This window comes from Arthrobacter sp. PvP103 (genome assembly GCF_017833075.1).
Classification (GTDB): Bacteria; Actinomycetota; Actinomycetes; order Actinomycetales; family Micrococcaceae; genus Arthrobacter.
In genome coordinates, this window is the sequence record NZ_JAFIBQ010000001.1 from 1,532,778 (window position 1) to 1,546,516 (window position 13,739).

Here is a 13,739-nt window from a genome sequence, read left to right on the forward strand (position 1 = left end):
GAGTACATGCTAGCTATGCACCGTGCGGAGCGTCGCCAAAATCGCGGATCGGGAGCCGTTCGCCGTTTTGCTGGGCCGAGGCGTGGGCCACGATCCCGGGAAGGGTGAAGCGTGCGGCCACCCAGGCGTTGACCGGCGGAAGCGTCCCGTCGTTGACCGCAGTCACGAAGTCGTCCACCAGGAACTGGTGGCTTCCTTCGTGGCCGTTCGGGGCGCCGCGGAATTCCTCCGGCAGGCGTCCGCGGTCGTGCACAGGGGCAAGTCCGGAGATGAAGGCGTCGCGCAGTTCCGGGGCGACATCGGCCAGCGACGGGTCGTCCAGCGGGATGCTGGGACGGGTTTCCACCTGCTCGGAGATGTCGTGGACGTTTTCCTTGTCCTGCCACACCGTCACCTTGGCAAGCTGCTCAAAGCTCGCCTCGGTGCCGAAGAAGCGGAACCGTGATTCACGGATGTGGGACGGGTACCCGACGCGGCGCATTTCGTTGGTGCGCATGGCCCCGCCGTCGTTCAGTTCAAAGAGTGCCGTGGCGTTGGAGAAGTCGTTGCCGAACATGCTGACGTCCTTGTCGAAGACGCCGTCGTCGCGGTCATCCCGGACTCCGATGCAGCTGACGCTGACTGCGTGGGAGGGAAGCACCCCCAGGACGCCGCCGATGGCGTGGGTGGGGTACAGCATGGGCGGGTAGCTCGCCGTCGACTTCCACGACTCTCCGCCGCTGTACTGGTAGGCGTCGTAGAAGCCCAGGTCCATGTCGTGGACATAGTCTCCTTCGCTGTAGAAGATCCGGCCGAACTTGCCGGCCGCGTGCTGGTTGCGGGCGTACACAGTGGCGGGGTTGTAGTAGCTGGTCTCGCCCATCGCATAGACAAGCCCGGTTTCCTTCACGGCCGCGATGATGCGCTCGATCTCCTCTTCCGTAACCGCCATGGGAACAGCGGAGTAGACATGCTTTCCGGCCCGCAGCGCCTGCTCCACCAGCGGGCCGTGGGTCCAGCGCTGGGTGAAGATGGCCACGGCGTCGACGTCGGACGCCAGGAGCTCCTCGAAGCTCGCCTTGGTGCCGTCAAGCCCCCAGCGCTCAAGAGCTGCGGCGGCGCGTTCGGGCCGTTCGTCGACGACGTAGACCTCGCTGACTCCCGGGTGGAGCTTGAAGAGGTGGGCGAAATGGCCGCCGAACTGTCCGACGCCGAGAACTCCGATTGAAAACGTCATTGTTTACCTTTCCCTGAGTGGCCCGCGGTACCGGGCACGGATGGCCCGTGTGGGCCTGGGCACAGTCTTCCACTGCAATCTACTCGAGTCAACGAATATCCGGTGACATTGGAAATCCTCAGCATTTACCGGATGAAATACTTGCCACTTCATATCTACTCGTGTAGATTCATCCCAGTTGTTACCCACATCACAGTCAGGAAAGGGTCGAAGATGACCACCCTTACCAAGCACGAGAGTTCTGCAAAGCTCCGGTCCGGAGCGCCAACGCCGCGAGGCGGCCTCCACCGGTTCGGCGACCTCAAGATCGCCCTCTTCTTCATTGCCCCGGCAATGATCGGGTTCATCCTCTTCTACGTGGTGCCAACTTTCCGCGGCATCTACCTGAGCTTCACGGAATACAACATCCTCGGTGACCCTGAATGGGTCGGCTTCGACAACTACGCGGCGATTGCCAAGGATGCCTTGTTCTGGAATTCCCTGGCCGTCACAGGGCAGTACGTCCTGATAAATATCGTGCTCCAGACGGCCCTGGCGCTCGGCCTGGCGCTCCTGATGGACAGGGTGGCCAAATCCACCCTTGTGCGAGGGGCCCTGTTGCTTCCATACCTGATGTCCAACGTAATCGCCGCCCTGCTCTGGTTCTGGATGCTGGACTACCAAATCGGCGTGGTGAACCAGTTCATCGAATGGAGCGGCCTTCCCCGCGTCGCGTTCTTCGGCAGTGAGGAGTGGGCAATCCCCACCCAGGCCCTGATCAACACCTGGCGGCACATGGGCTACACCGCACTGCTCATCTTTGCCGGCCTCCAGGCCATCCCGCAGCACCTTTATGAAGTGGCCAACCTGGACGGCGCTTCTCCGTTCCAGACTTTCCGCAAGGTGACCATGCCGTTGCTGCGCCCGGTCCTGGTTCTGGTACTCGTTGTGACGGTGATCGGCTCTTTCCAGGTCTTCGACACCGTGGCCGTGACCACCCAGGGCGGACCGGTCAACGCCACCCGCGTCATCCAGTACTACATCTACCAGCGCGCCTTCACTGAGTCGGACTTCGGCTACGGGTCCGCCATCGCCGTCATTCTCTTCCTCATCCTCGCCCTCGTTGCCTTCATTCAGATGAAGTTCCTCCGGGGCAACGAGTCGGACCTGGACTAAGGAGCCCCGCATGACCACCACCACCAGCCGCGCACCGAAGCCGGCCACCACCCGCCGTCGCCGTCCCTTCAACACCCGCCGCGCAGGCGCCTGGGCACTGCTGGCCCTGGCCATCGCGGTCTCCGTGGTCCCATTCCTCTGGGTGCTCCGCACAGCACTGTCCACCAACGGATCACTGGCCTCCCAATCGGCCAGCCTCCTTCCCGCGGACTTCACGCTGGGTGCCTTCATGCGCGTGTTCGGGCTGCAGAGCCCGGCCGACGCCGTCGCCGAAGGCGGTTCCGGCGCAGCCATCGACTTCTGGCTGTACCTGCGCAACTCGATCATCTTCTCCTCCATCACCACCGCAGGAGCCGTGTTCTTCAGCGCGATGGCGGCCTACGCCTTTGCCCGGCTGCGCTGGAAGGGCCGGAACGCAGTATTCAGCCTGTTCCTGGGCACCATGCTGGTCCCGCCAATCTTCACCGCGCTGCCCAACTTCCTGCTGATCAAGAACCTGGACCTGCTCAACACGATGCTCGGCATGGTCCTGCCCTACGTGTTCATGACCCCCTTCGCGATCTTCTTCCTCCGTCAGTTCTTCCTGAACATGTCACGCGAAGTGGAAGAGGCGGCCATGCTCGACGGCGCCAAGCACCTGCGCATCTTCTTCCAGATCGTTCTCCCCAATGCCGCCGCGCCCTTGGCCACCCTTGCCCTGCTGACCTTCATCGGGCAGTGGAACGAGTACTTCTGGCCTCTGCTTGTCGGTTCCCAGGACGATGTCCGCGTCCTCCAGGTGGGGCTCGGCGTCTTCAAGTCGCAATCCCCGCAGGGAGCGCCGGACTGGTCCGGCCTCATGGCCGCAACCCTGGTGTCCGCCTTGCCCGTACTGATCCTCTTCGCCGCCTTCGGCAAGAAAATCGTCAACTCCATCGGATTCTCCGGAATCAAATAACCACCGGCTTCTCCCCACCGCCCGACTCACCACCCCTCCCGAACGGAAAGAAAAAAATGAAGAAATCCCTCGGCACCGCCGCCGTCGCCGCAGCCATCGCGCTCTCCCTCTCCGCCTGTGGGGGCGGCTCAGGCTCCTCTGCAGAATCGGCCAAGGGCGAGCTCAGCTACTGGCTCTGGGACGCCAACCAGCTTCCCGCCTACCAGCAGTGCGCTGATGACTTCCAGAAGGCCAACCCGGATATCAAGGTCAAGATCACCCAGCGCGGCTGGGACGATTACTGGAGCACGCTCACGAACGGGTTCGTTGGCGGCACGGCTCCCGACGTCTTCACCAACCACCTGGGCCGCTACGGCGAGCTCGCCGCGAACAAGCAGCTGCTGCCCATTGACGACGCCGTCAAGAAGGACAACGTGGACCTGTCCGCCTACAACGAGGGACTCGCGGACCTCTGGGTGGGCCAGGACGGCAAGCGCTACGGCCTGCCCAAGGACTGGGACACCATCGGGTTGTTCTACAACAAGGCCATGCTTTCCAAGGCCGGCGTCTCCGAAGAAGAGATGAAGAACCTCACCTGGAACCCGCAGGACGGCGGAACGTACGAGAAGGTCATTGCCCACCTGACCGTTGACAAGAACGGCAAGCGCGGGGACGAAGCGGGCTTCGACAAGAACAATGTGGATGTCTACGGCCTTGGACTCAACGGCGGCGGCGACTCCTCAGGCCAGACTGAGTGGAGCTACCTCACCAACACCACCGGCTGGTCACACACGGACAAGAACCCGTGGGGAACTCACTACAACTATGACGACCCCAAATTCCAGTCCTCTATCGACTGGTTCGCAGGGCTGGTTGACAAGGGCTACATGCCCAAGCTCGAAACCACTGTTGGCGCAGCCATGGCCGACACCTTCGCCGCGGGCAAGTCTGCCATCAACGCCCACGGCTCATGGATGATCGGCCAGTACACCGGGTACAAGGGTGTTGAGGTGGGCATCGCTCCCACCCCCGTGGGTCCTGAAGGCAAGCGGGCGTCGATGTTCAACGGCCTGGCCGACTCGATCTGGGCCGGCACCAAGAAGAAGGACGCCGCCATCAAGTGGGTGGAGTACCTTGCCTCAGCACCTTGCCAGGACGTCGTCGCATCCAAGGCTGTGGTGTTCCCGGCCCTGAAAGCCTCTTCCGAAAAAGCGGCGGAAGCATTCAAGGCCAAGGGTGTGGATGTCACCGCCTTCACCGAGCACGTCAAGAATGGAACCACATTCCTATACCCCATCACTGACAATACTGCCAAGGTCAAGGGCATCATGGAGCCTGCCATGGACGCTGTAGTATCCGGCAAAAAGCCTGCCAGCTCCTTGACCGAAGCCAACAACCAGGTGAACGATCTCTTCAAGTAGATCGCACCTGTAGTGGCTGCGTAAGTGGTCGCAGCCACTGCCCCGGTGCCGCCGCTTCATCCTCGCGAAGCGGCGGCACCCGGGGCGCTCCACCCCGCACGTACTGAAAAACACACCTTACGGACCCCGCCGGCAGCGTCACCGGACGCCCGCCACAACGAAAGAGAACCCCCATGGATCCCCTGCACCTCCGCTCCGCCGGCACCAGCCTGGTGATCAGCTTCGACAGCGGGGAGGCCGAGGTCATTCACTGGGGCGCCGATCTGGGCGCTTCACTCCCCGATCTGGCCATCCTCGGCGAACCGATCCCGCCCTCCGCCATCGACGCCTCCGTCCCCGCCGGGCTGCTGCCGCAGGCATCCTCCAGCTGGCGTGGACGCCCGGCCCTCCGGGGGCACCGGATCGCCGACGGCGTGCCCGGCTACGACTTTTCCGTCCGCCTGCGCGTCACGGACGTCAAGACCGCAGGAAGTTCAGCTGTGATCGTCCAGTCTGATCCCGATGCCGGAATCTCTGTTGAATCCACGCTGGAACTGCACGCCGGCGGGCTGCTGGAAATGCGCCACACCGTCACCAACACCGGCACTTCGCCTTTTCAGCTCGACGAACTGGCCACGGTGCTGCCGGTGGCTCCCGACGCCGTCGAACTCCTTGACCTGACCGGACGCTGGTGCCGTGAACGCCACCCTCAGCGCCGCGCCATCCAGCAGGGCACCTGGGTGCGGACCGGCCGGCACGGCCGGACCGGCCACGACTCCTCCCTGCTGCTGGCCGCCGGCACGGCAGGCTTCGGCAACCGCCACGGCAAGGTCTGGGCCACCCACCTTGCCTGGAGCGGAAACCATGAGCAGTTCGCGGACAGCATCGGGGACGGACGGACCGTCATCGGTGGTTCCGAGCTGCTGGGTCCGGCCGAAGTGGTCCTCCAGCCGAACGGCAGCTACACCACCCCCGCTCTCTTCGCGGCCTACTCGGACCGCGGCCTGGACGGTATCAGCGAAGCGTTCTACAGCTGGTTCAGGAACCGGCCGCACCATGTGCTGCCTTCGGCGTCAGCCGTCTCAGGAGCAGCTCATGCGGGCACCGGCAAGGCCCGGCCTGTAGTGCTAAACGTCTGGGAAGCTGTCTACTTCAACCACGATCTGGGTGTATTGGTCGAACTTGCCGATTCCGCGGCGGACCTGGGCGTGGAGCGCTTTGTCCTCGACGACGGGTGGTTCCGCGGCCGCCGGCACGACCAGGCAGGCCTGGGCGACTGGTACGTGGACGAGGGCCTCTGGCCGGACGGGCTCACACCCCTGATCGACGCCGTCACCTCGCGCGGCATGGAGTTCGGCCTCTGGGTGGAGCCCGAAATGATCAACCTGGACTCCGACACCGCGCGCGCCCACCCGGACTGGATCGTCGGGCCGGCCGCACGGTCCCACAAGGACGGCGGCCGGCTGCCGTTGACCTGGCGCCACCAGCACGTCATCGACCTGGTCAATCCCGGGGCTTGGCAGTACGTCTTCGACCGCATTGACGCCCTGTTGCGCGAAAACAACATCAGCTACCTGAAGTGGGACCAGAACCGGGACCTCACCGAGCACGGCCACGCCGGGCGCGCCTCCGTCCACGAACAGACCCTGGCCGCCTACCGCCTCTTCGATGAGCTCAGGAAAGCCCATCCGGGCCTCGAAATCGAGAGCTGCTCTTCCGGCGGGGCACGCGTGGACCTGGGCATCCTGGAACGCACGGACCGGATCTGGGCTTCGGACTGCAACGATGCCCTGGAACGCCAGACCATCCAGCGCTGGACCGGGCTGGTGGTGCCGCCGGAACTGGTCGGAGGACACATCGGCCCCACTACGTCACACACCACGGCCCGCACGCACGACGTTTCGTTCCGCGCCATCACGGCCCTGTTCGGACACTTCGGCCTCGAATGGGACGTCCGCCAGGTTCACGGCGCGGAGCGCGAAGAACTCAAGCGGTTCATCGGGCTCTATAAGGAGCACCGCGGCCTGATCCACTCGGGCCGGATGGTCCGGGCGGATGTTGCCGACGATTCGCTGATGCTGCACGGCGTCGTTTCCCACGGCAGCCCAGCAACCGGGGACACGGCGGCACTGTTCGCGCTGGTCAGCACCAGGACGTCGCCCGCGGAGCGTCCGGGCCGCATTACCATTCCGGGACTGGACCAGGACCGCAGCTACCGCGTGGAGGCCATCTTCCCGACGCCCGGCGATGCCGACTACGCGCACAACTACACCCAGGCGCAGCCCCCCGCATGGCTGACCGCGGGTGCAGAAGCCAGCGGCCGGTTCCTGTCCGAGGTGGGCCTGCCCATGCCCGTCCTCAACCCGGAGCACGCACTGCTGCTCAGCTTCACTGCCGTGTAGCCTCAACGCCGTGTAGTTTCACCGCGTCCCAAAGAGCCTGCCGGCCGGGTACGAACCCGGTTGGCAGGCTCTTGGCTTTCCGAGACGCTTAGCGGGCGTCGGCGAGGACCACTTCGTAGGTGCTGGCCCCGGGAACGCCGAACTTCGCATTGACCACGGCGAGCGTATCGCCGAACAGCGCTGCCGTCGTCGGGACCTGGAACTCAGGGCTGGTGATCACGTCCCTGACCTCGAAGGAATCCAGCCGGGCGTCCAGCCGGACACGGCTCACCTGGTTGAGCATGTTTTGCACGGCCCAGAGGGTGTTCCCCTTCACCACGATCCCGTCCACGTAGGGCAGGCCGGCACCGGTGATGTAGGCGCTGGAACCGGAGTCCGGGTCCACCGTATAGAGGGCCTCGTTGGCGGTGTGGGCGACGACCAGGGTTCGGCCGCCCCGGATGGCCGCGATGCCGTTCAGGTTGAAGTCGGCCGGGGTGGCCGCGGCCGGTCCGGTCAGTTCGAGCGTGCGGGCCTCGCCCGGCGTGCCGTGGCGGTCAACCGGGACGAAGTACAGCTCACCCTTGCGCGAGTTCGTGAACCAGGCGCCGTCGGGGGTCACTGCGACGTCATTGATAAACGCCGGTTCCGTGGTGAGCTGATAGGTGGCCACTGTCTTGCGGGTGTCAGTGTCATAGACGTAGGCCTGGCCGGTGGCGCCGCCGGCCACGAAGAGCAGGCCGTCCTCCACATCCACCTTCATGCCGACCGCCATCCGGCCGTCGGGCACGTCAATGAAGAGCCTGGCCGTTCCCCTGCGTATATCACCGCGGAAAATGTCCCCCTTGAGCAGGTCCCCGGCAAAGAAGGTAGTGCCCGCACCCTCGGCTATGCCCTCGGCGGACGACGCGCCCGGGAGCTCAATGACTTTGTCATGGCCGTTTGACGGCGGGCTGGCGGACGCCACCGGCGCCGGCAGTAGGAGTGCTGCGAGGGCAACAAGTCCCACGGCGGCACGGCGAATTGCGTTTCCTGAATCCACATTTTTGCAGCGCATGATGACGCTCTCTCCAGATCGGGCTTTCCGCGCGAGCTGACCGGTACGGGAGCTCCGCACGATGGTCCTTCAAGTCTAGGCACCCCCGCTATGGGTGGCCAGAGTCGCGGGAAACGGCTGGCCCGGGCCGCCGGTTGCGCCCGCCCGGCGTGCCAAGATGAACCATGACCGATTCGTGTGAAGTTCTGGTGGTCGGTGCCGGGCTCGCGGGGCTTCAGTGTGCCCGCGAACTGCAGGCCGCCGGGCGTGACGTGCGGGTGTGGGAAGCAGCCGACGATGTCGGAGGCAGGATCCGCACGGAGCACGTGGACGGTTTCCTGGTGGACCGCGGGTTCCAGGTGCTGAATCCCGCCTACCCGGCCGTCCGCCGCTGGGTGGACGTGGGCGCGCTGGAGCTGCAACCTTTCGGCGCCGGCCTCGGCGTCCGGCGCGATGACGGTTTCGCCGTGCTCGCCCACCCGCTGCGCGAACCCCGGCTGATCGCCCGGACGATCGGCAGCGGCATCGCCAAACCACGTGATGCGGCGGCCCTCCTCCGTTGGGCGGCGCCCGCATTTGTCCGGTCCTGGCGGCAGTACGACGACGGCGGACGTCGCACCGGAGAGCGTCGCAACGGAGAGTCCGGGCGGGACCTCACGCTGCGGCAGGCGCTGGATGACGCCCGCCTTTCGGGCGAACTCCGCCGCGTGGTTGAACAGTTTTTCGCCGGGGTGCTCCTGGAAGACGACGGCAGCACCTCCAATGACTTCGCGCGGCTCCTGCTGCGCACGTTCGCGCTGGGTGTGCCAGGGCTGCCGCGGCTGGGCATGCAGGCGCTGCCCAGGCAGCTGGCGGCTTCCCTCGCCGCGCCGGTGCACACCCGGACGCGGGTGGAGTCCGTCCGGCGCGAGGGCGGTTCCATGCTGGTCCGCGCCGCCGGAGCGGAGCTCCGCGCCGAGCAGGTGGTGCTGGCCACCGATCCGGTCAGTGCCGGAACCTTGGCGCCGGGAAACGACGACGCCGGCGCGCCGGCCGGCGGTGCGGCAGCCGTCAGGCCGAGGCGCGGAGGTTCCCCCGCCATGAAGGGAGTCCTGACGCACTGGTTTTCGGCCAGCGAGCCGCCGTCGCGGCTCAACATGCTCTGCGTCGATGCCCGGGAACCTCGCGGCGGTCCTCTGGTCAATACCGCCGTCGTATCCAACGCCGCGCCCGGGTACGCACCCGCGGGCAGGCACCTGGTGCAAACCTCGGCACTGTTCGGCCCGGGACGGCCGGTGCCCGGTGACGACGAGGTCCGCCGTCACGCCGCGGAGATCTATGGGGCGGATGCTACACACTGGGAACTGGTGGCCAGGCACGAAGTTCCACAGGCCCTGCCCGCCCAGCCACCGCCATTGGGGTCACCACACCCGGCGGAGACCTCGCCGGGCCTCTTTCTTTGCGGCGACTATCGCGCAACCGCGTCCATCCAGGGTGCCCTCGAAAGCGGCCACCGCGCGGCGCAGGCGGTCCTGCGCCCGGACTTCGGGTAGCCCGCATGCGGTTTTCCATGTCGCGGCACATTTCGGCGCCCGCGGAGGAGGTATGGGTGCTGCTCACCGACGTCGGCCGCTGGCCGGAATGGGGCCCTTCAGTGACGGGTGCCGAACTCTACGCGCCCTGCCTCATGGCCGGCAGCACGGGCCGCGTGCGGACGCTGCCCGGCATCACGCTGCCGTTCACGGTGACGGAATTCGACGCGGGCCGGTCCTGGTCCTGGGCTGTGGCCGGTATCCGGGCCACCGGTCACGCTGTGGTTCCGGAGGGTGAAGGGTGCCGCCTCACGTTTACGGTCCCGTGGTGGGCACCCGCCTACCTTCCGGTGTGCGCGGCGGCGCTGCGCCGGATCGCCAAGATCACCGCCCGTCCCGTCAGCCCGCCGTAAAGAACAGCGCACGCCGCCGGCAAAGCGATAGATTGGCTGACATGACTGAAGCCTCCCCTGCCACCGACGCCGGCCGCGGCACCATCCTTGTCCTCAACGGGCCCAACCTGAACCTGCTGGGAACCCGGGAACCGGAGAAATACGGCACGGCCACGCTGGCCGACGTCGAACAGCTCGCCAAGGACGCCGCCGCAACGTACGGCCTCGAGGCTGAGTGCTTCCAGTCGAACCACGAGGGCGCACTGGTTGATGCCATCCACGCCGCGCGGGGCAAGGCCATCGGCATCGTCCTCAACGCCGGCGCCTACACCCATACCTCCGTGGCCATCCGCGACGCCATCTCCGCGGTGCAGCTGCCAGCAGTGGAGGTCCACATCACCAACGTCCATGCCCGCGAGGAATTCCGGCACCACTCGTACCTTTCGGACGTCAGCAAGGCCGTGATCGCCGGCGCCGGCGTGATGGGCTACCGGTTCGCCGTCGAATACCTCGCAGAACTGAACGCCGGCAAGGCCTGACCATGGGCACGGCGGACTGGTACCGGAACTTCGGGACTAACGATGCGCCGTCTTCCTCGCCCTGCTACGCCGAATGGTCCGTGGGAATCGCCGACGATCCCGAGCTGATCCGCCGCATCGAACAGTGGCCGCACAACAAGCGCCAGCCGCTGCTGATCCTCGCTGCCGCCCGCTTCCTCGGGGCTGGAATTACCCCCTACCGCGAGTTCCGGGAGTTCTTGGTCCGTAACTGGGACGAGGTTTCCCGGGTTGTGCTCTCCCGCGCCACGCAGACCAACGAGGCCGGCCGCTGCGCCACGCTGCTACCCTCCCTCGCGGGCATCGCCGCGGCCTCGGGCCGTCCGTTGGCCCTGATCGAGGTGGGCGCCTCCGCCGGGCTGGCGCTTTACCCGGACAAGTACGCCTACGAGTACGTCAACGGCGCGTCCGTCACCCGGCTGGACCCTCTGCCGGACGACGCCCCGTCCCCGGCACAGGAGCCGCCGGTTCTGCGGTGCACGTTGGAAGGCGAGGTCCCGCTTCCGTCCCGACTCCCCGAGGTGGTGTGGCGGGCCGGAATCGACCTGAACCCCCTGGACATCAACAACCCCGACGACGTCGCCTGGCTTGAGGCCCTCATCTGGCCGGAACAGGACTTCCGCCGGGAGCGGCTGCGCCGGGCCATCGCCATCGCGCGGCAGGACCCGCCGCTGCTCGTGGCGGGCGACCTCAACGAGCAACTGGTGTCACTGGCCGGCCAGGCGCCGCAGGACGCAACCCTGGTGGTGTTCCACAGCGCGGTGATGGCCTATCTGGACGCCGCGCAACGGGAAGCTTTTCGCGCCACCATCGGCACTCTTGCCGCAGAGCAGGGATGCCACTGGCTGTCCAACGAGGGCCACACGGTGCTTGCCCAGGCCGACGGCTCGGTGGTGGTGCCGGAAATGGATGATGCCCGGCTGCGCGGCCGCTTCCTCCTCCTCCAGGACGGCGTTCCCGTGGCCATCGCCGGCCCGCACGGCCAAAGCCTGGAGTGGCTCTAGGGCTCGGCGCCCGGTTTTACTTCTGGATGCACTGCCCGGATGAGACGGGGCTGCTCAGTCCTGCGGCCTGGCCGGCCACCGGACCGAGGTCATCCATGGTGATGGCAAAGCCCAGATCCGCATCTGAGGTTGCCTTGGCAAAGATCACACCTGCCACCTGGCCTTCGGTGGTCAGGAGCGGGCCTCCGGAGTTGCCCGGCTGGACATCGCCGGCAAGCCGGTAAACATCCTCGGGTGCCGCGTTGCTGCCGTAGATATCCGGAACAAGGACGGTGGCGATGTCCTGCACCGTTGCCGGTTTGGACTGGAACGGACCGCCGTGCGGGTAGCCCGCGAAAGCGGCCGGGCTGCCGGCCGGAAGGTCCGCACTCAGCTGCAGCGGGGACGAAGGCAGGCCGTCCACGGCAAGGACGGCAAGGTCGTGCTGGCTGTCGAAGTAGACCACCCGGCCGGGCATTGCTCCCCCGCCTGGAATCTCCACCACCGGCTGCGACACGCCCGCCACCACATGGGCGTTGGTCACAACGCGCCCCGGCGACACCACAAAGCCGCTTCCGGTCTGGTTCTGGCCGCACTGGTAGGCAGTGCCCGCGATTTTCAGGACGGACTCCGCTGCCCGGTTCAGGGCCGGCGTGTCCGTGCTGGCGTTGGGAATGGCCACCTGCTGGCCTTGTCCGAGTCCCTCAATGAGGGTGGGGATGCCGTCACCGATCACGGTGGAGCGCAGCTGCGCCACGGCCGTCTTCACCGGCACGGGCGTGAGTCCGTCGATGAAGCGGATGACCTTTGACTCAGCCAGTTGCTGGGACACGAATGGAACGCCCAGTGCGCTGATGCTGAAGGACAGCATGGACATGACCAGTGCTGCCACCACCACGTTGACGCCTCCGCCCACCAGCCGGTCCATTGCCCGCAGGGGCTGGATCCGCACGGCGCTGCGGATTTTGCGGCCGATCATGGTTCCCAGCGCGTGCCCCAGGACAATCAGCACGACGGCGGCGGCCACGATGGCGGTGAGCCGCCAGCCGCTGTCCTCCACCAGGTTGCTGACGACGGGCACCGAAACGAAAGCGGCCACGGCCCCGACGATAAACCCGGCGATGCCGCCAAGGGTCACCAGGAAGCCGTTGCGCAGGCCGTAGATCAGGTACGACAGCAGCACCAGGATCAACGCCAGGTCCAGGATGGTCAAGCCGAACACACGGGCTCCTCACAAAACAGGTAAGCCCTAATTCTAGGGGCGGACCCTGACAGTTTGCCGACCGGGGCCGGACGCCGCAGTAAACGGCATCGTGCCCGGCAAACCCCGTTCCCGCCGTCGAAAACCGCCCTGGATGGGCCCCGCGACGGCCCTATGGGCGCCGTTTCAGGCGTTTCGGGTGCCAAGTACGTCACAGAACCTTCAAAATTCTGAAACAATGGCTGAAGCGCCCCAGCCGACACATTTACTCAGGAGATTTCATGGACATCGAGGTATTGCGCCGCGCACCCCTATTCGCCACGCTCGACGACGAGGCATTCCGCCTGCTCACGGACGAGCTCACGGAGGTGGACCTCTCACGCGGAGCCTCGGTTTTCCGCGAAGGCGACCAGGGTGATCAGCTCTACTTCATCGTCTCCGGCAAGGTGAAGCTGGGCCGCACGTCCCCGGACGGCCGCGAGTCGCTGCTGGCAATCCTCGGCCCGGGCGAGCTCTTCGGCGAAATGGCCCTCTTCGATCCGAGCCCCCGCACGGCCACGGCAACTGCTGTCTCGGAGACCCGCCTGGCCGGGCTGAAGAACGAGAGCCTCAACGCCCTGCTGCGCACCCGCCCCGAGGTTTCTGCCCAGCTGCTGCAGGCCTTGGCCCGACGCCTGCGCCGCACCAACGATTCCCTGTCGGACCTGGTATTTTCCGACGTCCCGGGCCGCGTGGCCAAGGCGCTGCTGGACCTGGCCGACCGCTTCGGCCGCCCGGCAACCGACGGCGTCCTGGTGGCCCACGAGCTCACGCAGGAAGAACTGGCCCAACTGGTGGGCGCGTCACGCGAAACCGTGAACAAGGCCCTGGCCGAGTTCGTGCAGCGCGGCTGGCTCCGCCTTGAAGCCCGCGCCGTAGTCATCCTGGACATGCAGCGCCTCCGCCAGCGCTCCCGCTAGTCCTCACAACACCCTTACAGCGTATGCAGAAG

At 66.2% G+C, this 13,739-nt stretch carries 12 protein-coding genes; 9 read left to right on the plus strand and 3 right to left on the minus strand.

The genetic code is table 11. The features are described 5' to 3' along the window. Window positions 1–13: 13 nt before the first annotated feature. Window positions 14–1,216 (minus strand): Gfo/Idh/MocA family protein, encoded by a 1,203-nt coding sequence (locus JOE41_RS07075; protein ID WP_209751705.1) that lies wholly within the window; start codon window positions 1,214–1,216, stop codon window positions 14–16. Between the two features lie 213 nt (window positions 1,217–1,429). On the opposite strand from JOE41_RS07075, the gene JOE41_RS07080 reads away from it, so the two are divergent. From JOE41_RS07080 to JOE41_RS07095, 4 genes are all read left to right on the plus strand, one after another. After that, window positions 1,430–2,371, plus strand: coding sequence for a carbohydrate ABC transporter permease (locus JOE41_RS07080; RefSeq protein ID WP_011693210.1), 942 nt, complete (start codon window positions 1,430–1,432; stop codon window positions 2,369–2,371). Window positions 2,372–2,381: 10 nt separating this feature from the next. After that, complete coding sequence (locus JOE41_RS07085; RefSeq protein ID WP_011693211.1) at window positions 2,382–3,308, plus strand: carbohydrate ABC transporter permease; 927 nt, start codon at window positions 2,382–2,384, stop codon at window positions 3,306–3,308. Window positions 3,309–3,364: 56 nt separating this feature from the next. Further along, on the plus strand, window positions 3,365–4,708 hold the full coding sequence (locus JOE41_RS07090; protein WP_209751707.1) for a sugar ABC transporter substrate-binding protein: 1,344 nt from the start codon (window positions 3,365–3,367) through the stop codon (window positions 4,706–4,708). 173 nt (window positions 4,709–4,881) lie between these two features. Then, window positions 4,882–7,089: an alpha-galactosidase gene (locus tag JOE41_RS07095; protein WP_209751709.1), complete on the plus strand. Its 2,208-nt coding sequence runs from the start codon at window positions 4,882–4,884 to the stop codon at window positions 7,087–7,089. Between the two features lie 88 nt (window positions 7,090–7,177). Here JOE41_RS07095 and JOE41_RS07100 read toward each other — a convergent pair whose 3' ends face one another. Beyond that, window positions 7,178–8,077 carry an SMP-30/gluconolactonase/LRE family protein gene (locus JOE41_RS07100; protein ID WP_232223543.1) on the minus strand — a complete coding sequence of 300 codons (900 nt, stop codon included), beginning with the start codon at window positions 8,075–8,077 and terminating at the stop codon, window positions 7,178–7,180. Between the two features lie 212 nt (window positions 8,078–8,289). Between JOE41_RS07100 and JOE41_RS07105 the strand changes: the two genes are divergently transcribed. The 4 genes from JOE41_RS07105 to JOE41_RS07120 are packed head-to-tail and all read left to right on the plus strand — an operon-like array spanning window position 8,290 to window position 11,568. After that, entirely contained in the window at window positions 8,290–9,636 is a 1,347-nt protein-coding gene (locus JOE41_RS07105) for an NAD(P)/FAD-dependent oxidoreductase (protein ID WP_209751711.1), read from the plus strand. Between the two features lie 17 nt (window positions 9,637–9,653). Continuing rightward, window positions 9,654–10,028 carry an SRPBCC family protein gene (locus JOE41_RS07110; RefSeq protein WP_156810699.1) on the plus strand — a complete coding sequence of 125 codons (375 nt, stop codon included), beginning with the start codon at window positions 9,654–9,656 and terminating at the stop codon, window positions 10,026–10,028. 41 nt (window positions 10,029–10,069) lie between these two features. Further along, window positions 10,070–10,546: a type II 3-dehydroquinate dehydratase gene (gene aroQ / locus JOE41_RS07115; protein ID WP_209751713.1), complete on the plus strand. Its 477-nt coding sequence runs from the start codon at window positions 10,070–10,072 to the stop codon at window positions 10,544–10,546. A gap of 2 nt (window positions 10,547–10,548) precedes the next feature. Further along, complete coding sequence (locus tag JOE41_RS07120; protein ID WP_209751714.1) at window positions 10,549–11,568, plus strand: DUF2332 domain-containing protein; 1,020 nt, start codon at window positions 10,549–10,551, stop codon at window positions 11,566–11,568. Window positions 11,569–11,584: 16 nt separating this feature from the next. Here the strand turns inward: JOE41_RS07120 and JOE41_RS07125 are convergent, their stop codons facing one another. Further along, window positions 11,585–12,769: a MarP family serine protease gene (locus JOE41_RS07125; RefSeq protein WP_011693219.1), complete on the minus strand. Its 1,185-nt coding sequence runs from the start codon at window positions 12,767–12,769 to the stop codon at window positions 11,585–11,587. Window positions 12,770–13,029: 260 nt separating this feature from the next. On the opposite strand from JOE41_RS07125, the gene JOE41_RS07130 reads away from it, so the two are divergent. Next, window positions 13,030–13,707, plus strand: coding sequence for a Crp/Fnr family transcriptional regulator (locus tag JOE41_RS07130; protein WP_011693220.1), 678 nt, complete (start codon window positions 13,030–13,032; stop codon window positions 13,705–13,707). Window positions 13,708–13,739 lie beyond the last annotated feature (32 nt).